The following is a 22570-nucleotide window of genomic DNA, read 5'->3' on the forward strand; positions in this document are numbered from 1 at the left end:
CTGAGCGCATGAACGATCTTCGCCAGCTCCGTCACTTCGTCGCCCTCGCCGAACACGGCCACTTCGCCCGCGCCGCCGAGGCCGTACACCTCAGCCAACCGGCCCTGAGTCGCAGCATCCAGGCGCTGGAAAGCAGCCTCGGCTGCCAGCTGGTCGACCGCCACAGCCGCGGCATCAGCCTTACCGCCCACGGCCAGCTGGTGCTGGAGCATGCCCGGCGCCTGCTGGCCGGCAGCCGGGCGCTGAGCAACGCAGTGAGCCAGCTGGGCAACCTCGGCAGCGGCGAGTTGCGCCTGGGCGCCGGCCCCTATCCCGCCGCACGCCTGGTCCCGCTGGCGCTGGGGCAGTTCAGCCAGCGCTATCCACAGGTGCGCGTGCAACTGTTGACCGAGAACTGGCAGCAGCTGCACCGGCGTCTGCTCAATGAGGAGATCGAACTGTTCGTCGCCGATATCCGCGAACTCAACGCAGACGCCCAGCTGCGCATCGAGCCGCTACGTCGTTTTCCCGGCGTGCTGTTCTGTCGCCCTGGTCATCCCTTGCACCGGCTGCAGCGCACGCTGCAGGTGAGCGACCTGCGCAGCTATGGCCTGGCCGGCACGCAACTGCCACAAGCCATCAGCCACCACCTGGAGCGCGTAGGCGGCGGCGACCTGCTGAGCATCCAGTGCGACAACTTCATGGTGCTCAAGGAACTGGTGTCGAGCAGCGATGTGCTGAGCATGGCGCCCTGGGACGTGATCGCCCAGGACGTACAGGCCGGGCGCCTGGCGCTGCTGCAGCCGTCCGAGGTGCCAGGCGTAGCCAGCTCGGCCTACGGCATCGTCAGCCGCGCCGGGCACAGCCTGTCGCCGGCAGCCGAGCAGTTGCAGCAGATACTCCACCAGCAGGATCACGACAGCCTGGTGCCCGCGCTGGTACTGAACGCGGCTGCGGACTGATTCCTCGGAGCGGCCGACTTCATCGCGGCTGTAGCCGTTCATACATCCGCCGCTAGCCCCGCGCCCGCCAGCCGGGCGCGGGACAGCGGGCACCGCAATAGAATCTGCGGGCCTCCTTCGTCTAACTCCGACGTCGATACGGCAGCGACTTTTACGCAGGCGGCTGGCCAGGTGCTCCAGGGCGTCCAGGGTTTGCAGGATTTCGGCGTGGTGCAGGGAGGCGCGCTGACGCTTGCCCACGGCCTCTTCCGCTTCGAGCTGGTAACGCGGGTTGAACGTATCCATGAAAATTTCCTCAACAGTGATGAGGCGACGTAAGCCGCCGGGATTGTCAGCAGTCAGGAAAGGCTTCGGATTTGTTCTTGTCGGTTAAGCCTGCGCGCAACCGATGACCGTCAGAGGTACGGCCGGCGCCTGATCACGTTCTGCTCAACCTGCCGACAGGTCAAGCCGGCAGCCGACAAACGCGGTCTATAGTTGCCATTCGACTTTTCAACCCAAGGAGATCTCCATGAGCAAGATCTACAAGGTCGCCGTTCTGGTCGGCAGCCTGCGCCAGGCCTCGATCAACCGCAAACTGGCCATGGCCCTGTCCGAGCTGGCACCGCCCTCGCTGCAACTGGAGATCGTCGAGATCGGCGATCTGCCGCTGTACAACGAAGACACCGACGTCGAGCCCTATCCCGAGGCCTACCTGCGTTTTCGCGGGCAGCTCAAGGCTGCCGACGCCCTGCTGTTCGTCACCCCGGAATACAACCGCTCGATCCCCGCACCGATGAAGAACGCCATCGATGTCGGCTCGCGCCCCTACGGGCAGAGCCATTTCGGCGGCAAACCCGGTGCCGTGCTCAGCGCCTCCCCGGGCGCCATCGGCGGCTTTGGCGCCAACCATCATCTGCGCCAGTGCATGGTGTTTCTCGATGTGCACATGCTGCAACAGCCCGAATCCTACCTGGGCGGTGCGGGCAAGTTCTTTGCTGAGGACGGCACGCTGGATGACGGCGTCAAAGGCTTCCTGCAGAAATTCATCGACACCTATGCAGCCTGGGTAACACGCCTGGCCCAAGGCTGAGCCTGCATGAGTGACGGTCACGCCCTGCGCGCCTATTCGCGGTAGCCTGCCGCGGATTGGTCTGGGCGACGGCGGCCTGTAGGCATGAGCCTGCAAGGCAAAGCCAAGGCCTCCCGGCACGCGCCGTGAGGCGCGTGTTGATCAGGCCACAGTGCGGCCAGTGGCCTGTGGACGGCGCGTGTCTGCCGCCTAACGGCAGACCCGGCGATAGAGCGTATCGTCCTTAGCGATGCGCTTGAGCTGATCGAGCTGCGGCTGCTTCTGTGCATTCAGCGGCAGCAGTTCGGCGCTGTCGCAGTTGAGCAGATGTGCCTGGTGCGCAACGTGATCGATATGCTGCTTCTCGAAACGGTAGAGCATGAATTCGGCCACCATCCGGCCGTCCAGCTCGCGCTTCGCCACGCTCGTGCTATCGAGCACGGTAAAGGCGGTGACCATCGGCACGAAGTAGCTCCACGGGCGCCAGAACACGTGACCCGCTTCGGTCGCGACCACGACCGACTCCTTGGGCTGGCGGGCCTGCTGATGCTCGAACCAGGAATACTCGTAGAACACCTGATAGCCCAGCATCCCCAGACCACCGAACAGCGGCACGATCCACTTCGGCAGTTTGTTACGCGTCAGTTTGCGCAGCAGCAGAGCAATACCGGCAGCGCCGAGCCCTGCCACCACGATGGCAAGCAAAGTCCACAACATAGGGTTGTTCCCGAAAAAAGACGGGCCTCCAGTGGAGGCCCGCCTGTCAGACCCTGGACCATCGACAGATGGCGTCAGGCCCGGATTATGCTTAGTGGCTCAGCGCGGCACCAGCACCTTTGGGAGTACGTACGCTTTCCACCAGCTCCTGGATTTCCTGCGGCGGTGCGGCGGTGACCATCGATACGCCGTAGGCCACGGCGAAGTTGATCAGGGCGCCGACGGTACCGAAGGAAGCCGGGGAGATACCCATGAACCACTGGTCCGGGGTGTTGGGCAGCATGTTGGTCTCCGGAATGAAGAACCAGCCCAGGTAGGTGAAGATGTACAGCAGGGTGACCACCAGGCCGGCGACCATGCCGCAGATCGCACCCTTGTCGTTCATGCGCGTGGAGAAGATCCCCATCATCAGCACCGGGAACAGGGTTGCCGCGGCGATACCGAAGGCCAGCGCCACCACCTGCGCGGCGAACCCGGGTGGATTCAGACCCAGATAGGTCGCCAGCATAATCGCGCAGGCCATGGAGATCCGCGCCGCCCGCATCTCGTTCTTCTCGCTGATCTTCGGGTTGATCAAGGTCTTGATCAGGTCATGACTGATCGCCGAAGAAATCGCCAGCAACAATCCCGCCGCCGTCGACAGTGCCGCCGCAATGGCGCCCGCCGCGATCAGGCCGACCACCCAACCCGGCAGGTTGGCGATCTCCGGGTTGGCCAGAACCAGGATGTCGTTGTTCACGGTCAGTTCGTTACCACTCCAGCCACGCTCCTGAGCGGTCGCGGTGAAGGCCGGGGCAGCATCGTTGTACATCTGGATGCGACCGTCGCTGTTCTTGTCTTCCCACTTGATCAGGCCGGTCTGTTCCCAGTTCTTGACCCACTGCGGACGCTCGTCATAGGACAGCGCCGGAGCAGATGCGCCTTCCGGATAGATGGTGGTCACCAGGTTCAGACGCGCCATCGAGGCAACGGCCGGAGCGGTGAGGTAGAGCAGGGCGATAAAGATCAGGGTCCAGCCAGCGGACCAGCGGGCATCGGCCACTTTCGGCACGGTGAAGAAGCGGATGATCACGTGCGGCAAGCCGGCAGTACCAATCATCAGCGACATGGTGAACAGCACCATGTTCAGCTTGTTGGTGGTGTCGGCGGTGTAGGCCGCGAAGCCCAGTTCACGCACCACTTCATCGAGTTTCTGCAGCAGCGGCACGCCGGACTCGACGTGGTCACCGAACAGGCCCAGCGGCGGAATCGGGTTACCGGTCAGCTGCAGGGAGATGAAGATGGCCGGGATGGTGTAGGCCACGATCAGCACCACGTACTGAGCGACCTGGGTGTAGGTGATGCCCTTCATGCCGCCGAATACGGCGTAGGCGAATACCACCGCTGCGGCGATCCAGATACCGGTGGAGTTATCCACTTCGAGGAAACGCGAGAAAGCAACGCCGGCACCGGCCATCTGGCCGATCACGTAGGTCACGGAGATGATCACCAGGCAGATCACCGCCGTCAGACGTGCACCACGGCTGTAGAAGCGGTCACCGATGAAATCCGGCACGGTGAACTTGCCGAACTTGCGCAGGTAGGGTGCCAGCAGCATCGCCAGCAGCACGTAGCCACCGGTCCAGCCCATGAGGAAAGTAGAGTTGGCATAACCACCGGCGGCGATCAGGCCCGCCATGGAGATGAAGGAGGCAGCGGACATCCAGTCAGCGGCGGTCGCCATGCCGTTGGTGACCGGATGCACACCACCGCCAGCGACGTAGAACTCCTTGGTGGAGCCGGCACGCGCCCAGATGGCGATGCCGATGTAGAGCGCAAAGGACGCCCCCACGAACAACATGTTGATGACAAATTGGCTCATGACCACTTACTCCTCGACGCCATATTCTTTATCGAGTTTGTTCAGTCTCCACGCGTAGTGAAAAATGAGCCCGATGAAGACGAGGATGGAGCCTTGCTGCGCGAACCAGAATCCGAGGTCGGAACCACCAACGGAGATTCCCGCGACCATCGGGCGCAGAATCATGGCGAATCCGTAGGAAACCAGTGCCCAGACGATCAGGCTCCAGGTGATGAGCCGCACGTTGGCCTTCCAGTAGGCCGCGGCATTTGCTTTTTCAGAAGTCATAGACGCCTCCGGTTATTGTTATTCTGCTGCAGCTTCAAACTAGCAGCAGGTCCCGGCAAGCCGACAGCTAGACATTGGTAGTAGTCGCTTTGCACCGTTTCGCGAAGGCGCTCGGTGCGCGGCGAATCGGCACTTGCAGTCGCACCGAACGACGCCTGAGCAGCAGGGACGACGCTGCCCTAAGGGCCAGGCGACGCTGCACGGCGAGCTTCGGCGGGGGCTCGTCCTGACTGCCCAGGCGCCCCCTGCCGGGCCTGCGCGAACAACCCCGCGATACGCCGGGCCAACAGGTGCCCGGCGCGCGCCTCCTCGCGCAATCCCACATGCCCGCTCATGAGCGGTACCACAGGCGCATAAAGCCCAGCGCCAGCAACAGGCCGACCTGACCGAGCGCGGCACAGAGCGCCAGGAAGGAACGCACGTGGGGGTTGCCGGCGGCATCGGTCAGGCCGGTCAACCGCTCCCAAAAACCATCCGGCAGCACTTCCAGGGCCAGCCAGGCCAGTGGCTTGCCGGTAACGTTGAGGCCATGGATCAGGTCGAACTGACCGAAGAACATCAGCCCGATCAGGATCAGCCCGGACACCACCAGCCCCAGGGCGAAACAGGCAGAAAACTGCATGAAAAAACGCAACATGACGATCTCCTTGCTGGGCGCGGTCGCGCCGCGCCCGTATTGGGTCAGACGGCGGCCGGCTTGCTCAGGCCGTACCAGTCGAGTTTGCGGGTCAGCACCATCACCACGCTGAGCAGGCCGAACACCAGTAGCGAGCCCATCAGCAGGGCGTAGTCCTCGGCGTTGAGCAGGGCGTAGAGCATGCCGTAGAGCGCGGCCAGGGCCAGGGTAAAACCGGCGCCACGCAGCCAACTGTGCAAGACATGGCTGACGTAGAAGCCAATCAGCAGCACGCAGGCGGATGCCGCCAGCAAATAGGCCTGGGCAAAGGCCATGTGCTCGGCCAGCGACAGCAGCAGCAGGTAGAACATCGCCAGCGACAAGCCGACCAGACCGTACTGCACCGGGTGCACGGCCAGGCGTCTGAGCACTTCGAAGAGGAAGAAGCCGGCGAAGGTGAGGACGATGAACAGCAACGCGTACTTCAGCGCCCGATCGCTCTTCAGGTACTGGTCCACCGGGTCGACGAAGCTCACCCCGAAGTAGCGGCTCTGCAGGCTGCGGCACTGTTCACCCGCGCTGCAGCCATTGAGCACTTCCTCCAGGTTGGTGGCGAAGAAGCTGGTCTGCCAGCGCGCCGTGAAGCCTTTGCCGGTTATCTCGCGTTCGCTGGGCAGGTAAGCACCGATAAAACTCGGGTGCGGCCAGTCGGCTTCCAGATCGACCAGCGTCTCGCGGCCCACCGGTACGATATTCAGCTCGCCGGTGCCCTGCAGCAGCAGGTCGAAGGCGAAGTCCAGGCGCCGGCCCTGGTGAATGTCGGCCACGGCCAGCGGCAGCGGGGCGTGCACGCCGGCGCCGAGCAGGTGGGTGGCGCTACCCGGCTGGAACGCCAGCTTGCGCCCGCCCTGCTCCAGCACCAGGTTGTTCTTGATGCCGCGGATATCGCTGATCCCCACGCTGACGAAGGGCTCGCCGAAACGGTAGTCGCCGACATCCTCGCGGATGCCGAAGTTGGCCGGCACCTCGAAGTGCCCGGAGAGCCGGCTGTTGCTGTGGAACAGGCGCGCCTGGTAGATGCCGCGCGCGCGCAGCTCGGTGCTGACCGTGCCGCCCAGGGCAAAGTACTCGGGCAGGAAGTACAGGCGGCCGGAACGTTCGCTTTCCTCCAGGTAGCGTTCGCCCGTGTTGACGTGGGTTTTCCAGTTGCGCTCGGTCTTGCGGTACGGCACCACCAGCAGCGGGCCGGTAATGGTCTGGCTATGGCTGGAACTGCGCGCAATATCGCGCAGCACCTCGTCACGCAGGGACTGACGCTCCTCGACCATGCCGTCGATCATGAGGATGGGGATCATCAACAGAATGATCAGCAGGCCTATGGCGCCAAGCTTGATCAGCAGATTGCGGTTCATCGGGACTCTCCTTGGGTTGCTCCGAGGGAGAGTCTCGACGGCGCCAGTGGCGGCGCCGTGGGGAAAATGTGGAGAGTCTGTGGAGATTGTTGGAAGCGGGTAGGCTGGGGAGAGCGTAGCGAAACCCGGCAGCGAGTCAGGCTGGGTTTCGCTACGCTCTCCCCAGCCTACGAGCGCTCGGCAACTAACCCACTTCGCCGCGAATGTACTGCTCCAGTTGCTGGATCAGGCTGGCCTGATCGTCGATGGTCTGCTTGACCAGGTCACCGATCGACAGCAGGCCGATCAGCTCGCCCTCGGCCAGCACCGGCAAATGGCGCAAGCGGCGGTCGGTCATCAACTGCAGACAGTGCTGCACGCTGTCGCGCGGGCCCACGGTGATCACTTCAGCGGTCATGATGTCGCTGACCTTGGCATCGAAGGCGGCGCTCTCCATTTCGGCCAGTTTGCGCACATAGTCACGCTCGCTAACGATGCCCACCATGCGCCCACCGGCCATGACCACCAGCGCACCGACGCGCTTCTCCGCCAGCTGCTTGACCACATCGAGCACCGAGGCATCCGGCGCCACGCTGTGGATATAGGCATTGTTTTTGTTGCGCAGCAGTTCGGCGACCGTCTTCATTGTTGTTCTGTCTCCCAGGTTGGATATCCCTCAGTTTTAGCAGAGTGTGCCGCCCTGCGGACAACGCGAAACAAGCTGTAGCAACCTGCGCGCCAGAACACCTAGACGCGCGGCAGGCTCAGACTCACCTCGACGCCCCCGGCGACATTGCCAATGCGCAGCTCGCCGCCATGCAGTGCCGCCACCTCCTGCACGAAATTCAGCCCCAACCCGGTGCTCTTGCGCCCACTGCCAGGGCGCGGCAGCGAATAGAAACGCTCGGTCAGGCGCGCCAGCGCATAGTCGGGGATAGCCGGCCCCTGATTGAACAGACACAGCACCCACTGCTCGCCCGAGGCGGAAGCCGAGAAACGTAGCACGCCGGCGGGCGGGGTGAAGTCCAGGGCGTTGTCCAGCAGATTGGCCAGTGCCTGGCGCAGCAGAAAGCGCTCACCCAGCACCCGCACGCTGGCGTCCAGCGCAACCTCGACCCGCAGCCCTGCGGCCTGAATACGCGCCGCCTGCCCTTGCAGCAGACTCTCGACCAGCTCGCGCAGATTCACCGCCACCCGCTCTTCCAGGCCCTGGCGCTGCTCGACCTGGGCCAGATTGAGCAGGCGCTCGATCAGCTGCTGCAGGCGCTCGCCCTCGCCGGCGATATTGGCCACGAAACGCCGGCGCTGCTCGGCCGGCATCTCCTCTTCCAGCAGCTCGGCGGCGCCACGAATAGCCGCCAGCGGGCTCTTCAGCTCGTGAGTCAGGGTATGAACGTACTGCTCGACATAGGCCTTGCCCTCCAGCTCGGTGCGCATCTTCTGCACCGCCTCGGCCAACTGCTTCAATTCGCCACCGCGCAGCGCCGGCAGCTCGGCACGCTCGCCACGGCTGACCGCGCCGGCATAGCGGGTGAGCTTGCGCAGCGAGCCACTGAGCCACCAGGACAACAACCCGCCGATCAGCAGGCCGAGGCCGATCAGGCCCACACCCAGCCAGGCCAGGCGTCGCTGCGAGCGCTCGATATAGGGCTGCAGTGACTGGTTCGGCTTGGCCACCGAGACCACGCCGATGATCGTCTCGCCATCCTTGATCGGTGCCGCCACGTACATCACCGAGCTGTCCTCGTCGGCCGGGTCTTCGCGGGTCGAGCGGGCGCCGTATTCACCGCGCAGGGTCAGGTACACATCGTTCCAGCGCGAATAGTCCTGGCCCACCGCCACGCCGCTGGAGTCGAGCAGGACGATGCCCTGGGCATCGGTGACATAGATACGGTGATTCACCGCCTGCTTGTGCACGCCCCAGATCTGCGCCTGCGGCTGACGCCGACCGTAAGACTCCAGCAGCTCGGGCAGGCGGCCCTGGGCCAGGCGGCCGCTCTTGACCTCGTCACGCAGGATCTCGGCCAGCAGGTTGGCCGTATCCACCAGGGTTTCCTCGGTGCTCTGGCGCACGCCGGGGCGGATTTCGTCCATCACCGTGCTAAGCACGAACCAGCCGGCCAGGCCGACGAACAGGAAGTAGACCAGGAAGATGCGGATACCCAGCGGCATCAGACCAATCTCAAGCTATAGCCCAGACCACGGTGGGTCTGGATGGCCTCGGCGTCCGCCGCCACCTGGCGCAACTTGGCGCGCAGGCTCTTGATGTGGCTGTCGATATTGCGCTCGTAGCCGGCCTCGGCCGGCACACCCAGGGCGTCGAGCAGCTGTTCGCGGGAAAACACCCGCTCGGGCTGGCCGAGCAGGGTCTGCAACAGGCGGAACTCGTGGCGGGTCAGGGCCAGCGGCTGGCCGTGGTAGTCGATACGCACCCGCTCGGCGTCCAGCTGGAACGGCCCGCTGTGGCTGATCGCGCTCGCCGCGTTCTCGCCACGGGGCAACAAGCGCTTGAGGATGGCGCGCACCCGCGCGGCCACTTCACGCGGGCTGAACGGCTTGATCACGTAATCATCGGCGCCAATTTCCAGGCCCACCACCCGGTCGATCTCGGCATCGCGGGCGGTGAGGAAGATCACCGGCACCTCGGAGAACCGCCGCAGGCGCTTGCAGGCCTCGAAGCCGCTGATATCCGGCAGGCCGACATCGAGAATCAACAGATCGGCCGGGCTGCGCTGCTGCAGCTCCAGCGCCGCTTCGGCCAGTTGCAGCCAGGTGGTGGTGAAACCCTCGGCCTGCAGGGCGTAGACCAGGGTATCGGCGATGGCGGCTTCGTCTTCGACTATGAGGATATGCGGCATGGCGTCCGTGCGCTCGGCGTGGCGATGCAGGCACGGTGCCGCAGCGGCGCCGACGCCGTCAACCGCCTCAGTCGAACAGCGAGCCCTTGCCCATGGCCTGCCCCGACCAGAGCGCCTCGATGCTCTTGAACCCCCACTCTTCGGCTGACTCGCGCCCGACAATCTTGTCGCGCCCGGCCAGTTTGCTCAGGTCGATCACCTCCTGGGGGATCGGCATCTTCGAGCGTGCCGAAAAGAACACCTTGACCCTGGGCGTGAGCAGCGATTTTTCGTGTTGTTCGATCACCACGCCCAAACGACCACTTTCCAGGCGTACCAGCGCGCCCACCGGGTAGATCCCCACCGATTTGACGAAGGCCTGGAAGATCATCGGGTCGAAATGGCCTTTCCATTCGGCCATCTTGCGGATCGACTCGGCCGGGTCCCAGCCCTTCTTGTAGGGGCGATCCGAGGTAATGGCGTCATAGACGTCGCACACCGCACCCATACGGGCAAACTGGCTAATCTGCTCACCAGCCAGGCGGTGCGGGTAGCCGCTGCCGTCGAACTTCTCGTGGTGGTGCAGGCACACATCGATGACCAGGGCACTGACCTGGCGACAGTCGATCAGCATGCGCGTGCCGGCCTGCGGGTGACTGCGCATGGTGCCGAACTCGGCATCGGTGAGCTTGCCCGGTTTGTTGAGGATGCTGTCGGGCACTGCCATCTTGCCGATGTCATGCAGCAAGCCGGCAACCCCGGCTTCGCGCACCTGCTCCTCGCTCAGGCCGAGCTGGCGGGCCAGCGCAATCATCAGGGCGCACACCGCCACCGAGTGCATATAGGTGTATTCGTCGCTGCTCTTCAGCCGCGCCAGGCTGATCAGCGCGTTGGGGTGACGCATGACCGAATCGGAGATTTCCTCGACCAATTCACGGGCATGCTCCAACTCCACCGCATGACCCATGCGCGCGTTGCTGAACATGGCGACCACCGCCTGCTTGGAGCGTGCGCACAGGCGCACCGCACGCTGCAGTTCGTCCTCCAGGCTGGCGCGGGCCGGCAAAGGCGCCGCCGTGGCGACCTCCAGCAGACGTGCCTCGGTCTCGGCCTCGACTTCCTCGACCGTCTGGCTGAGCTGCCCCGGGGCGACATCCAGGCCCTTGCTAACATCGATCCAGACTTCGCTGATATCGCTGTCGCGAATACGCCGCAGATCCTGCTCGGTCTTGAGCAGGAAACGTCCCCTCCAGAACGGGTGGTCCATCCATGAACCGCAAAACTCGTGGATATACATGCCGAGGCACAGCTCGGCGACAGCAATGCGTTTAAGCACAGTGGATGGCCAATCAGTCAAGGCACCAGCCTGGCGAGGACCCCCTGCGCCAGCCAAAGGCATAGTGCCATCAAGGCTGAGTCTAGGTGAGTCCTACCGTTCGCGGTAGACGATCCGATGGGTATCATGGGCGCGCCTGAACAAAGGGAACCTGTCATGCGTCGACTGCTTACCGCGCTCTGCGTCATCGTCCTACTGCTACTCAATACCCTGCTGCTGATCGGCCCGTTGCTGCTGATCGCCCTGCTCAAGCTGGCCGCGCCCAACCGACGGCTGCGCGCCCTGTTCTCCCGCGGGGTGATGTGGGTGGCGGAAACCTGGGCGGAGATCGACAAGCTGATCTTTGCCATTTTCACCCCCACCGTCTGGGACATTCGCGGCGGCGAAGGCCTGCGCCGCGACCGTTCCTACCTGGTGGTCAGCAACCACCAGTCCTGGGTCGATATCCCGGCACTGGTGCAGGCCTTCAACCGCAAGACCCCCTACTTCAAGTTCTTCCTCAAGCAGGAGCTGATCTGGGTGCCCTTCCTCGGCCTGGCCTTCTGGGCGCTCGATTACCCCTTCATGAAGCGCTACTCCAAAGCCTATCTGGCGAAGAACCCGCAAATGGCTGGCAAGGACCTGGAGATCACCAAGCGCGCCTGCGAGCGCTTCAAGGATCTCAACGTCACCGTGGTCAACTACCTGGAAGGCACCCGCTGCACGCCGACCAAGCAGGCGCAGCAGGGCTCGCCCTACCAGCACCTGCTCAAGCCCAAGGCCGGTGGCGTTGCCTTCACCCTGGCGGCGCTGGGACCGCAACTCGATGCCCTGCTGGACGTGACCCTGGTCTACCCCGGTGACCGCCCTCCAGGCTTCTGGGCGCTGATCAGCGGCCAGGTGCCGCGCGTGATCATGGACATTCGCAGCCGCGAGCTGGACCCAGCCCTGTGGGCCGGCGACTATGAGAACGACGCCGAATTCCGCCAGTACGTACAGGCTTGGGTGACCCGGCTCTGGCAGGACAAGGATCACCTGATCAGCGAGCTCAAACAGCAGCTGTAAGCCCGCAGCGGGTGGGCGTCAGCCTGTTACAATGCCAGCCCCTTCCGCCCAGGTGCGCCCCGTGACCAGCTCCTTCGCCACCCTGCCGCTGTCCGCCGCCATGCGCGACAACCTCGCCGCTCTCGGTTATGCCGAAATGACGCCGATCCAGGCCGCCAGCCTGCCGCTGATTCTCAAGGGCCGCGACCTGATCGCCCAGGCCAAGACCGGCAGCGGCAAGACCGCCGCCTTCGGCATCGGCCTGCTGCATCCGCTGAATCCGCGCTTCTTCGGCTGCCAGGCGCTGGTGCTGTGCCCGACCCGGGAGCTGGCCGACCAGGTAGCCAAGGAACTGCGCCGCCTTGCCCGCGCCGCCGACAACATCAAGATCCTCACCCTCTGCGGCGGCGTGCCGCTGGGCCCGCAGATCGGCTCGCTGGAACACGGCGCGCACATCATCGTCGGCACCCCGGGGCGCATCCAGGAACATCTGCGCAAGGGCACGCTGAAGCTCGACGGCCTCTCCACCCTTGTGCTGGACGAAGCCGACCGCATGCTCGACATGGGCTTCTTCGACAGCATCGCCGAAGTCATCGAGCAGACCCCGGCGCGCCGACAGACCCTGCTGTTTTCTGCCACTTACCCGGATGGCATCGGCCAGTTGGCCGCACGCTTCCTGCGCGAGCCAGAGCGGGTGCAGGTGGACGCCGTACACGACGATGAGCAGATCGAGCAGCGTTTCTACGAAATCGACCCCAAACAGCGCGAAGAGGCGGTAATTCGCCTGCTGCGTCACTTCCGCAAGCAGCCGGCGGTCGCTTTTTGCGCCACTCGCCAGCAGTGCGACGAGTTGGCCGCGCGCCTGGAAGCCGAGAAGATCTCCGCCGCCGCCCTGCACGGCGATCTGGAACAACGCGACCGCGACCAGGTGCTGACCCTGTTCGCCAACCGCAGCCTCAGTGTGCTGGTGGCCACCGATGTGGCCGCACGCGGTCTGGATGTCGCCGGTCTGGAGCTGGTGATCAACGTCGAGTTGGCCCGCGACCCGCAGGTGCATATCCACCGCATCGGTCGCAGTGGTCGTGCCGGCGAGAAGGGCCTGGCGCTGAGCCTGGTGGCGCCGAGCGAGGCCTATCGCGCCCAGGCCATCGAGGACGAACAGGGCAGCCCGCTGACCTGGCAGCTGCTCGGCGAGCTGAAGGACAAGGGCGAAGCGCTGCTACCGCCGATGCACAGCCTGTGCCTGAGCGCCGGGCGCAAGGACAAGCTGCGCCCCGGCGACATCCTTGGTGCGCTGACCGGCGATGCCGGCATTCCCGGCGACAAGGTCGGGAAGATCGCCATCTTCGACTACCAGGCCTATGTCGCCGTGGACCGCAGCATCGCCAAACAGGCCCTGCAACGTCTGGCCAGCGGCAAGATCAAGGGCCGCCCAGTCAAGGTACGGATGCTCTAAAAGGACAGATGGCGATGCGCAATATCCTGGTGGTGGAAGACAGCCCACTGGTGCTGAAAATTCTCGAGCACCTGTTCCGTCAGGAGCCGGACCTGCAACCCCTGTTTTGCGCCAGCCTGGGCGAGGCCCAGGTCCTGCTGGAAACCTCCTCGGCACTGTTCTTCGCCGCCATCGTCGACCTCAACCTGCCGGATGCACCGCGTGGCGAGATCGTCGATCTGGTGATGCAGTTCAACCTGCCGTGCATCGTGCTCAGCGGCTCCTATGACGAGCACCGCCGCGACGAGCTGCTGCTTAAAGGTGTCGTCGACTATGTGCTGAAAGAAAGCCAGCACTCCTACGAATACGCCTTCCGCCTGCTGCACCGGCTGGAGAGCAACAGCCACGTGAAGATTCTGGTGGCCGAGGATTCCGAGGCCACCCGCCACTTCATCCGCCGCGTGCTGACGCCACACCTGTACCAGATCATCGACGCCTGCGACGGTGAAGAGGCGTTGCGCATCCTGCGCGAGCAGCCGGACATCGACTTGCTGCTGGTCGACCACAGCATGCCCGGCATTAGCGGCTTCGAGCTGGTCAAGCTGCTGCGGCAGAAGATGAAGCGCAACGAGCTGATCATTCTCGGCCTCTCGGCCGACGCCAAGGGCTCGCTCAGCGCCATGTTCATCAAGCATGGTGCCGACGACTTCCTGCGCAAGCCGTTCTGCCCCGAGGAACTGAACTGCCGGGTAATGTTCAGCCTGGAGCGCCGCGACATGCTGCGCGCATTGAAACAGGCTGCGCTGTTCGATGCGCTGACCGGCCTGTACAACCGCAGAGCCTTTTACGAACAGGGCCTGGAACTGCTGCGCCAGACCAAGAAAGCCGGGCGCGACATCAGCGTCGCGATGATCGACCTCGACCACTTCAAGCGCATCAACGACGAGCACGGCCATGCCAGCGGCGACGCCGCGCTGGTGCAGTTCGCCCGCGCCCTGCGTAAAGCCTTTCCGGACACCCTGCTGGGGCGCTTGGGGGGCGAGGAGTTTGCCCTGATCAGTACGCTCGACGGCGCCACGCTGACCCGCGAGCTGGAGACGCTGCGCCGACACTGCGCAGCGCTCAAGTACGCCAACGGCGCCCCGCCCCTGGGCTTCAGCGCCGGTATTTACCATGGCCCGGTGGATGAACTGGAAAACCTGCTGCACCAGGCCGACATCGGGCTGTACCAGGCCAAACGCAGTGGCCGCGGACGCACACTCGGCAGCCATCCAAGCTCGAACACTTAAATACCCGGTCACCGTAATAAAACTGGCACACCTTCTGCTTAGTATCAGATAACTCCAGTTTTGGGGGCCTTGGTACAGGCAGGCCGGGGAATCCCCTCTTTTACACCCGAGCCAAAAAGGCCGCCCGAATGGGCGGCCTTTTTGCTGTCTACCCCATGAAAACGGGGGCTTCGCCGGCGAAGCCCTGATCCTGCTGAGCCACACACAGCGCCAACAGCAAGAAATATCCAGGCCACGCACGAACTGTTCTGGTGCATTGCGCACCGATCCTGTTCATCCAGACAGATCGCCATTCACTCTGGCAGTGCTACATCGACCTCCAGTTGCCAGTGCTCGCCAGCCGACTGCAGATCCTCGCTCACCCGCAACTCCGCACCGAGACCGACCAGCAGGATCTGCACATCACTGCCCAGGGCTTCCACCCGCCAGGCCAGGCTGCGCCCACCACGCTGTACCCGCCCGGCCTGGGTAGCCAGGTTCAACGCCACGTCTTCCAGGCGAAGAATCACCGCGCCGCCCTGCTCGCTGCGCTGATAGCGAACCGGTTGCGCCAGCTGCAGCCTGAGCGTCAGGCCATGCGCATCGAGCACAGGTTGCACGGCGAGTACGGACGGGCGGCTGGCGGCTTCACGTGGCGGCATCACCCCGCCCCAGGGAATCTGATCGCGCACCACCCGGCCGATCATCAGCCCGATCAGCATGGCCAGCAGCATCACCGCCATGAACCAGACCGAGCCTCGGCGCAGGCGCTCGATGCGCTCGCGCCGGGCAAGGGCCACACGCTGCGCGTCGCCGTCAGAGTCGTCAGTCAGGTTGTCGGGCAAGCTCAAGGCCAAGCCTCCATCAAATTCCGCCTCGCAGCGCCTGAGCGAAGCTGCGGCAGTTTAGAATGTCGCGCCCGATCATGACCGAGCCCACGCCATGTTCCACGTTGTCCTGTTCCAGCCGGAAATCCCGCCGAATACCGGCAACATCATCCGCCTGTGCGCCAATACCGGCTGCCAGCTTCACCTGATCGAGCCACTGGGCTTTGAACTGGACGACAAGCGCCTGCGCCGCGCCGGCCTGGACTATCACGAATACGCCACGCTGCAGCGCCATGCCACGCTGGACGACTGCCTGCAAAGCGTCAAGCCCACGCGCCTGCTGGCCTTCACCACCAAGGCCACGCACAGCTACGCCCAAATGCACTATCAGGCCGGCGATATGCTGCTGTTTGGCCCGGAAAGCCGCGGCCTGCCGGTGGACGTGCGCGAGAGCGTGCCCGACGCGCAGCGCCTGCGCATGCCGATGCGCCCCGAGAGCCGCAGCCTGAACCTGTCCAACGCCGTCGCGGTGGTGGTCTACGAAGCCTGGCGGCAGCTGGATTTCGCCGGTTCCTGAAACGAAAAAGCCGCCCGCAGGCGGCTTTCTCATATAGGTCGATCAGGCCTGGGCGGGGGCCTGCTGACGCTGCAGCTCCTGGGCGTACAGGGCGTCGAAGTTCACCGGAGACAGCATCAGCGCCGGGAAGGAGCCACGGGTCACCAGGCTGTCCAGCGCTTCGCGGGCGTAGGGGAACAGGATGTTCGGGCAGAAGGCGCCGAGGGTGTGGCTCATGGAAGCAGCATCCAGGCCCTTGATCAGGAAGATACCGGCCTGCTGCACTTCGGCGATGAAGGCGATTTCCTCACCGGTCTTCACGGTCACCGACAGGGTCAGCACCACTTCGTGGAAGTCGCCTTCCAGCGACTTCTGCTTGGTGTTCAGATCCAGCGCCACGCTCGGTGCCCACTCCTGGCGGAAGATTTCCGGGCTCTTCGGCGCTTCGAAGGACAGATCCTTCACGTAGATGCGCTGCAGGGAGAATTGTGCGCCTTGTTCGGCCTGGGCGGCACCGTTGTTTGCTTGTTCGGTCATGGCGGATCTTCTTATTTACGGGTTTCTGAAAGGATTCAGGATTGCAGCAGGACGTCGAGCTTGCCGGCGCGCTGCAGGGCATAGAGGTCGTCGCAGCCACCGACATGGGTGGCACCGATCCAGATCTGCGGCACCGAAGTGCGCCCGGCCTTGCGCGTCATCTCGGCGCGCACATCCGGCTGGCCGTCGACGATGATCTCGCGAAAGACCACGCCCTTGCTGCTCAGCAGTTGCTTGGCACGGATGCAGTAGGGGCACCAGGCGCTGGAGTAGACGACCACTTCAGCCATGTCACTTGACCACAGGCAGGTTGTCACCGCGCCAGGTGGCAATGCCGCCGCCGAGCTTGGCCGCGGTGAAACCGACCTTCTGCAGGTCGCGGGCGACGCCACCGGCATGCTGGCCCAGGGCATCGACCACGATGATGGTCTTGGCCTTGTGCTTCTCGAGCTCGGACATGCGGCTGCTGAGTTTCTCGTGAGGGATATTCAATGCATCGACGATATGGCCGGCGGCGAAGTCCTTGTTGCTGCGGACATCCAGCACCAGGCCCTGGTCGGCATTGACCAGCGCGGTCAGCTCGCGGCTGGACAGGCTTTTGCCACCCTTGCGCAGTTCGGTGACGATCAGCAGCACCAGCAACACGGCAAAAGTGCCGACCAATGCATAGTGGTTAGTGGCAAATTCAATCAGGTGGGCCAACATCGCGGGGTTCCAAAGCCTTAAAATGGCGGCCAGTATACACAGCCCCACAGGTCGGCCAAGCCCCGCCCGGCGGTGACGCCGCGGGCTTATGGCCGTAAAATGCGCGACCTTTTTTGATCACCACAGCGAGCGAGCCTGCATGAGCGCCACGCCCAAACCCCTGGTTCTGATCATCCTCGATGGCTTCGGCCACAGCGACAACCCCGAGTACAACGCCATCCACGCGGCCAACACGCCGGTCTACGACCGCCTGCGCGCCACCTTCCCGCACGGTCTGATCTCCGGCAGCGGCATGGATGTGGGCCTGCCGGACGGGCAGATGGGCAACTCGGAAGTCGGCCACATGAACCTCGGCGCCGGCCGCGTGGTGTACCAGGACTTCACCCGGGTGACCAAGGCGATCCGCGACGGCGAGTTCTTCGACAATGCCGAGATCACCCGGGCCGTGGACAAGGCCGTCGGCGCCGGCAAGGCCGTGCATATCCTTGGCCTGCTCTCCGACGGCGGCGTGCACAGCCACCAGGATCACCTGGTCGCCATGGCCGAACTGGCCGCCCAGCGCGGCGCCGAGAAGATCTACCTGCATGCCTTCCTCGACGGCCGCGACACCCCGCCGAAGAGCGCCCAGCCGTCCATCGAGTTGCTCGACGCCACCTTCGCCAAGCTGGGCAAGGGCCGCATCGCCAGCCTCACCGGCCGCTACTTCGCCATGGACCGCGACAACCGCTGGGACCGTGTCGAGCAGGCCTATAACCTGATCGTCGACGGCCAGGGCGAGTTCAACGCCGCCAGTGCCGTGGAAGGTCTGGCAGCTGCCTACGCGCGCGGCGAGAGCGACGAGTTCGTCAAGGCCACTACCATTGGCGAGCCGGTCAAGGTGGAAGACGGCGACGCCGTGGTGTTCATGAACTTCCGCGCCGACCGCGCCCGCGAGCTGAGCCGCGCCTTCGTCGAGGCCGATTTCAAGGAATTCGCCCGCAAACGCGCCCCGCAACTGGCCGGCTTCGTCATGCTCACCCAGTACGCGGCGAGCATCCCGGCGCCCAGCGCGTTCAAGCCGGAAGCGCTGACCAACGTGCTCGGTGAGTACCTGGCCAACAACGGCAAGACCCAGCTGCGCATCGCCGAGACCGAGAAGTACGCACACGTCACCTTCTTCTTCTCCGGCGGCCGCGAAGAGCCCTTCGCCGGCGAAGAGCGCATCCTGATTCCGTCGCCAAACGTCGCCACCTACGACCTCAAGCCGGAAATGAGCGCGCCGGAAGTCACCGACAGGATCGTCGACGCCATCGAACACCAGCGCTATGACGTGATCATCGTCAACTACGCCAACGGCGACATGGTCGGCCACACCGGCGTGTTCGAAGCCGCCGTCGCCGCCGTGGAAACCCTGGACAGCTGCGTCGGCCGCATCGTCGAGGCGCTGGACAAGGTCGGCGGCGAGGCGCTGATCACCGCCGACCACGGCAACGTCGAGCAGATGGAAGACGAATGCACCGGCCAGGCGCACACCGCGCACACCTGCGAACCGGTGCCCTTCATCTATGTCGGCAAGCGCCCGGCGACCATTCGCCAGGGCGGCGTGCTGGCCGACGTGGCGCCGACCCTGCTGACTCTGATGGGCATGCCGGTACCGGCGGAAATGACCGGCAAGACCATCGTCCAGCTGCAGTAAATCGGCGCAATCCGTGAAACGCTCGCCGGCCACCACCGGCGGGCGTTTTTTTTGCCCCGCGCCACGGGCATACTAGGCCGTCCCTCCGCACCCGGTGCCACATCAGCATGCTCCGCGCCCTCGCCCTTGTACTGCTCGCCAGCCTGACCGTGCCGACCTTCGCCGACCAGAAGGCCGAGACCCAGAAGCAGCTCGACGCGGCTCGCGCCGACGTCGCCGAGCTGAAAAAAATGCTGGAGAAGCTGCAGCGCGAGAAATCCAGCGTGCAGAAAGAACTGCAGCGCAGCGAAACCGAGATGGGCCAGTTGCAGAAAGAGGTCAAAAGCCTCGAAGGCGAACTGCAGAAAAGCGAGGAAGAGCTCAAGCGCCTCGATCAGGAGAAAAAAAAACTCCAGCAGTCGCGCCTTGAGCAGCAGCGACTGATCGCCATTCAGGCCCGCGCGGCCTACCAGAGCGGTCAGCAGGAACCGCTGCGCCTGCTGCTCAACCAGCAGCAGCCGGAACAGTTCTCACGCACCCTCACCTACTACGACTACCTGGGCAAAGCTCGCCTGGAACAGCTCGAAGCCTTCAACGAAACCCTGCGTCAGTTGGCCAATATCGAGGCCGAGATCGGCAGCCAGCAGGCTCAACTGCAGGCACAGAAGAGCGAGCTGGATCAGCGCCGGGAAAAGCTCGCCACCGTGCGTAAAGAGCGCCAGCAGGCCCTGGCCAAGCTGAACAAGGAATACGGCGCCGGCGACCGCAAGCTCAAGGCCAAAGAGCAGGAACAGCTCGAACTGGCCCGTGTTCTCAAGACCATCGAGGAAACCCTCGCCCGCCAGGCACGCGAGGCCGAGGAAGCTCGCCGCCTGGCGGCCCTCGAAGCCCAGCAGCCACGCAACCCGGGCAGCAAGCCGCTGCCCCTGGGACCGAGCGTGTCCAGCGCGGGCGGTAACTTCGGCGGCCCCTTTGCCAAGGCCAAGGGCAAACTGCCCTGGCCGGTCGATGGTCGCCTGGTCGCCCGCTTCGGCAGCCCCCGCGATGGCGATGCCCGCGCCAAATGGGATGGCGTGCTGATTGGTGCCCGCGCCGGCAGCCAGGTACATGCGGTACACGGCGGGCGCGTGGTGTTCGCGGACTGGTTGCGTGGCGCCGGGCTTCTGGTCATTCTCGACCACGGTAACGGCTATTTGAGCCTGTACGGCCATAATCAGAGTCTGCTCAAGGATGCCGGCGACATCGTCAAGGCCGGCGAGGCCATCGCCACGGTCGGCACCAGCGGTGGCCAGGACACCCCGGCGCTGTATTTCGCCATCCGCCAGCAGGGCCGCCCCAGCGACCCGGCGCAATGGTGCCGCGCGCAGGGATGACAGCCGGATAGCTGTCGGCGCTTGATCATTTTTGGGAGTTCACATGCAGCAATTCCGTCGCCTCACCCCCCTCGCCCTGGCCATCGGCCTGCTGTTCGGCGGCCCGGCCATGGCAGCCAACGAAGCGGTCGAAGCCCCGACTGCCAGCGGCAAGGCGCCGCTGCCATTGGATGAGCTGCGTACCTTCGCCGAGGTGATGGACCGCATCAAATCGGCCTATGTCGAGCCGGTCGACGACAAGACCCTGCTGGAGAACGCCATCAAGGGCATGCTCAGCAACCTCGACCCGCACTCTGCCTACCTGGAGCCGGAAGCCTTCGCCGAGCTGCAGGAAAGCACCAGCGGCGAGTTCGGCGGCCTGGGCATCGAAGTCGGCACCGAGGACGGTTTCGTCAAGGTGGTTTCGCCGATCGACGACACACCGGCCTCCAAGGCCGGCATCCAGCCGGGCGATTTGATCGTCAAGATCGACGGTCAACCGACCAAGGGTCTGTCGCTGATGGAAGCGGTGGACAAGATGCGCGGCAAGGCCGGCAGCAAGATCACCCTGACCCTGGTGCGCGAGGGCGGACGACCGTTCGACGTGGTGCTGACCCGCGCGGTGATCAAGGTCAAGAGTGTGAAGAGCCAGCTGCTTGACGAGGGCTACGGCCTGATCCGCATCAGCCAGTTCCAGGTCAACACCGGCGAGGAAGTCGGCAAGGCGCTGGCCAAACTGCGCAAGGACAACGGCAAGAAGCTCAGCGGCCTGGTGCTGGACCTGCGCAACAACCCGGGCGGCGTCTTGCAGGCCGCGGTGGAAGTGGCCGACCACTTCCTCAAGAAGGGCCTGATCGTCTACACCGAGGGCCGTATCGCCAACTCCGAGCTGCGCTTCAATGCCGACCCGGCCGACGCCAGCGAAGGTGTGCCGCTGGTGGTGCTGATCAACGGCGGCAGCGCCTCGGCCTCCGAGATCGTCGCCGGCGCCCTGCAGGACCACAAGCGCGGCGTGCTGATGGGCACCGACAGCTTCGGCAAGGGCTCGGTACAGACCGTACTGCCGCTGAACAACGATCGCGCCCTGAAGCTGACTACCGCCCTGTACTTCACGCCCGACGGCCGCTCGATCCAGGCCCAGGGCATTGCCCCGGACATCGAGGTCAACCGTGCCAAGGTGACCCGCGAGCAGGGCGACGAGACGGTCAAGGAGGCTGACCTGGCCGGTCACCTGGGCAATGGCAATGGCGGCGCGGACAAGCCAAGCGGCAGCAAGAAAAAGCAGGAACCACGCCCGCAGGATGACGACTACCAGCTGAACCAGGCGCTCAACCTGCTCAAGGGACTGAACGTCACCCGCAGCAACTGACTTTCCGTCACAACGAAAAAGCCCGGGCATGCCCGGGCTTTTTCATGGCCGACGGTTTTAGTCGACGTATTTCTGGAAGATCTTGTCCACTTCGCCGCTGGCACGCAGGCCATCGAGTGCCTTCTGCAGGCGCTCGACCACTTCGTCCGGTGTTTCCGGGTTGAGTGCCAGGAACAGCTCGGCGCTGTCGAAGCGCAAGACGGTCTTCAGGCCGGTTATGCCTTCCTGCTTGGCCAGGTAGCGACCGGCAGGATCGCCGGTGGCCCACAGGTCGATCTTGCCTTCGGCCAGCTTGTGCGCGTTTTCCTGGTCGCGCAGTGAACTGATCGGCTCCAGCCCCGACTTGAGCAGGTGTTCCTCAATGGCATCGCCCTTGTAGGCGCCAACCCGGTAGGACTTGGCCTGCTCCAGGCTGATCAGATTGATGGTGCTGTCGGCACGTGCCAGCATCACCCAGTCGTCCGGGCCGATGGGGCCGACCCACTTGAACAGCTTTTCCCGCTCCGGCAGCTTGGCCATGACGAAGGCGCCGTTGTTCGGCGTTTCCAGGGCCATCTTGTAGACCCGCGCCCAAGGAAAGCGCAGGGTCATGGTGTAGGGAATGCCCGCCGCCTTGAAGGTCTCGCGCACGATGTCCACGGCAATACCGGCAAGATTTTCCTCGCGAGCGAAGTTCTTGCCGTTGGTGGCCATGTTGTAGGGCGGGAAGTTCTCGGTTTGCAGCACGACCTTGTAGTCGTCAGGCAGTTCGGCATGGGCCGCGGCGCTAAACAGCAGGCCGGTACCCAGCAGCAGCGTAGTCAGTCGCTTCAACAGCATATGGAGTT

At 64.3% G+C, this 22570-nt stretch carries 24 protein-coding genes; 10 read left to right on the top strand and 14 right to left on the bottom strand.

Annotation, left to right across the window (positions count from 1 at the left end; all coding sequences use genetic code 11):
• Nucleotides 1–8 precede the first annotated feature (8 nt).
• The 3 genes from P7A97_RS08950 (at nucleotide 9) to P7A97_RS08960 (ending at nucleotide 2013) form a co-directional block, all read left to right on the top strand.
• Complete coding sequence (locus P7A97_RS08950; protein WP_277689591.1) at nucleotides 9–941, top strand: LysR family transcriptional regulator; 933 nt, start codon at nucleotides 9–11, stop codon at nucleotides 939–941.
• Between the two features lie 171 nt (nucleotides 942–1112).
• The gene (locus tag P7A97_RS08955) at nucleotides 1113–1259 is read left to right on the top strand and encodes a hypothetical protein (protein WP_277689592.1); all 147 of its coding nucleotides are present in this window, start codon (nucleotides 1113–1115) and stop codon (nucleotides 1257–1259) included.
• 193 nt (nucleotides 1260–1452) lie between these two features.
• On the top strand, nucleotides 1453–2013 hold the full coding sequence (locus tag P7A97_RS08960; RefSeq protein WP_277689593.1) for an NADPH-dependent FMN reductase: 561 nt from the start codon (nucleotides 1453–1455) through the stop codon (nucleotides 2011–2013).
• A gap of 189 nt (nucleotides 2014–2202) precedes the next feature.
• Here the strand turns inward: P7A97_RS08960 and P7A97_RS08965 are convergent, their stop codons facing one another.
• The 9 genes from P7A97_RS08965 to P7A97_RS09005 form a co-directional block, all read right to left on the bottom strand.
• Nucleotides 2203–2709, bottom strand: a complete 507-nt coding sequence (locus tag P7A97_RS08965; protein ID WP_277689594.1) for a hypothetical protein — start codon at nucleotides 2707–2709, stop codon at nucleotides 2203–2205.
• A 91-nt stretch (nucleotides 2710–2800) separates the two neighbouring features.
• Nucleotides 2801–4570, bottom strand: coding sequence for a sodium:solute symporter family protein (locus P7A97_RS08970; protein WP_277689595.1), 1770 nt, complete (start codon nucleotides 4568–4570; stop codon nucleotides 2801–2803).
• A gap of 6 nt (nucleotides 4571–4576) precedes the next feature.
• Entirely contained in the window at nucleotides 4577–4837 is a 261-nt protein-coding gene (locus P7A97_RS08975; protein ID WP_277689596.1) for a DUF4212 domain-containing protein, read from the bottom strand.
• Between the two features lie 331 nt (nucleotides 4838–5168).
• Complete coding sequence (locus tag P7A97_RS08980) at nucleotides 5169–5471, bottom strand: hypothetical protein (protein ID WP_277689755.1); 303 nt, start codon at nucleotides 5469–5471, stop codon at nucleotides 5169–5171.
• A gap of 47 nt (nucleotides 5472–5518) precedes the next feature.
• A complete protein-coding gene (gene creD, locus P7A97_RS08985; RefSeq protein ID WP_277689597.1) occupies nucleotides 5519–6865 on the bottom strand; it encodes a cell envelope integrity protein CreD in 1347 nt (448 codons plus the stop codon).
• 184 nt (nucleotides 6866–7049) lie between these two features.
• Entirely contained in the window at nucleotides 7050–7490 is a 441-nt protein-coding gene (locus P7A97_RS08990) for a CBS domain-containing protein (protein WP_277689598.1), read from the bottom strand.
• 101 nt (nucleotides 7491–7591) lie between these two features.
• Complete coding sequence (gene creC, locus P7A97_RS08995; RefSeq protein WP_277689599.1) at nucleotides 7592–9016, bottom strand: two-component system sensor histidine kinase CreC; 1425 nt, start codon at nucleotides 9014–9016, stop codon at nucleotides 7592–7594.
• Complete coding sequence (gene creB / locus P7A97_RS09000) at nucleotides 9016–9702, bottom strand: two-component system response regulator CreB (RefSeq protein WP_277689600.1); 687 nt, start codon at nucleotides 9700–9702, stop codon at nucleotides 9016–9018. Before creB ends, creC begins: the two co-directional genes overlap by 1 nt.
• Nucleotides 9703–9769: 67 nt before the next feature.
• On the bottom strand, nucleotides 9770–11017 hold the full coding sequence (locus P7A97_RS09005; protein WP_277689756.1) for an HD-GYP domain-containing protein: 1248 nt from the start codon (nucleotides 11015–11017) through the stop codon (nucleotides 9770–9772).
• A gap of 156 nt (nucleotides 11018–11173) precedes the next feature.
• Here P7A97_RS09005 and P7A97_RS09010 point away from each other — a divergent pair, with 156 nt between their 5' ends.
• Genes P7A97_RS09010 through P7A97_RS09020 form a run of 3 tightly spaced genes read left to right on the top strand, consistent with a single transcriptional unit; the run spans nucleotide 11174 to nucleotide 14764 of the window.
• Complete coding sequence (locus P7A97_RS09010; protein WP_277689601.1) at nucleotides 11174–12061, top strand: acyltransferase; 888 nt, start codon at nucleotides 11174–11176, stop codon at nucleotides 12059–12061.
• A gap of 31 nt (nucleotides 12062–12092) precedes the next feature.
• Entirely contained in the window at nucleotides 12093–13496 is a 1404-nt protein-coding gene (dbpA, locus tag P7A97_RS09015; protein WP_277689602.1) for an ATP-dependent RNA helicase DbpA, read from the top strand.
• Nucleotides 13497–13510: 14 nt separating this feature from the next.
• Nucleotides 13511–14764: a diguanylate cyclase gene (locus P7A97_RS09020; RefSeq protein WP_277689603.1), complete on the top strand. Its 1254-nt coding sequence runs from the start codon at nucleotides 13511–13513 to the stop codon at nucleotides 14762–14764.
• A 293-nt stretch (nucleotides 14765–15057) separates the two neighbouring features.
• Here P7A97_RS09020 and P7A97_RS09025 read toward each other — a convergent pair whose 3' ends face one another.
• Nucleotides 15058–15594: a hypothetical protein gene (locus P7A97_RS09025; protein ID WP_277689604.1), complete on the bottom strand. Its 537-nt coding sequence runs from the start codon at nucleotides 15592–15594 to the stop codon at nucleotides 15058–15060.
• Between the two features lie 91 nt (nucleotides 15595–15685).
• Here P7A97_RS09025 and trmL point away from each other — a divergent pair, with 91 nt between their 5' ends.
• Nucleotides 15686–16147: a tRNA (uridine(34)/cytosine(34)/5-carboxymethylaminomethyluridine(34)-2'-O)-methyltransferase TrmL gene (trmL, locus tag P7A97_RS09030; protein ID WP_277689605.1), complete on the top strand. Its 462-nt coding sequence runs from the start codon at nucleotides 15686–15688 to the stop codon at nucleotides 16145–16147.
• A gap of 42 nt (nucleotides 16148–16189) precedes the next feature.
• Here trmL and secB read toward each other — a convergent pair whose 3' ends face one another.
• Genes secB through P7A97_RS09045 form a run of 3 tightly spaced genes read right to left on the bottom strand, consistent with a single transcriptional unit; the run spans nucleotide 16190 to nucleotide 17368 of the window.
• Entirely contained in the window at nucleotides 16190–16663 is a 474-nt protein-coding gene (gene secB, locus P7A97_RS09035; RefSeq protein ID WP_277689606.1) for a protein-export chaperone SecB, read from the bottom strand.
• 35 nt (nucleotides 16664–16698) lie between these two features.
• Nucleotides 16699–16953, bottom strand: a complete 255-nt coding sequence (grxC, locus tag P7A97_RS09040; RefSeq protein ID WP_277689607.1) for a glutaredoxin 3 — start codon at nucleotides 16951–16953, stop codon at nucleotides 16699–16701.
• A 1-nt stretch (nucleotide 16954) separates the two neighbouring features.
• Nucleotides 16955–17368, bottom strand: coding sequence for a rhodanese-like domain-containing protein (locus P7A97_RS09045; protein WP_277689608.1), 414 nt, complete (start codon nucleotides 17366–17368; stop codon nucleotides 16955–16957).
• Nucleotides 17369–17507: 139 nt separating this feature from the next.
• Between P7A97_RS09045 and gpmI the strand changes: the two genes are divergently transcribed.
• The 3 genes from gpmI to P7A97_RS09060 all read left to right on the top strand — a co-directional run bounded on the left by gpmI (nucleotide 17508) and on the right by P7A97_RS09060 (nucleotide 21743).
• A complete protein-coding gene (gpmI, locus tag P7A97_RS09050; protein WP_277689609.1) occupies nucleotides 17508–19043 on the top strand; it encodes a 2,3-bisphosphoglycerate-independent phosphoglycerate mutase in 1536 nt (511 codons plus the stop codon).
• Nucleotides 19044–19150: 107 nt separating this feature from the next.
• On the top strand, nucleotides 19151–20395 hold the full coding sequence (locus tag P7A97_RS09055; RefSeq protein ID WP_277689610.1) for a murein hydrolase activator EnvC: 1245 nt from the start codon (nucleotides 19151–19153) through the stop codon (nucleotides 20393–20395).
• Nucleotides 20396–20438: 43 nt separating this feature from the next.
• Nucleotides 20439–21743, top strand: a complete 1305-nt coding sequence (locus P7A97_RS09060; RefSeq protein WP_277689611.1) for a S41 family peptidase — start codon at nucleotides 20439–20441, stop codon at nucleotides 21741–21743.
• 57 nt (nucleotides 21744–21800) lie between these two features.
• On the opposite strand, the gene P7A97_RS09065 is transcribed toward P7A97_RS09060, so the two are convergent.
• Entirely contained in the window at nucleotides 21801–22562 is a 762-nt protein-coding gene (locus P7A97_RS09065) for a transporter substrate-binding domain-containing protein (protein ID WP_277689612.1), read from the bottom strand.
• Nucleotides 22563–22570 lie beyond the last annotated feature (8 nt).

This window comes from Pseudomonas sp. GOM6 (assembly GCF_029537485.1).
Classification (GTDB): domain Bacteria; phylum Pseudomonadota; class Gammaproteobacteria; order Pseudomonadales; family Pseudomonadaceae; genus Aquipseudomonas.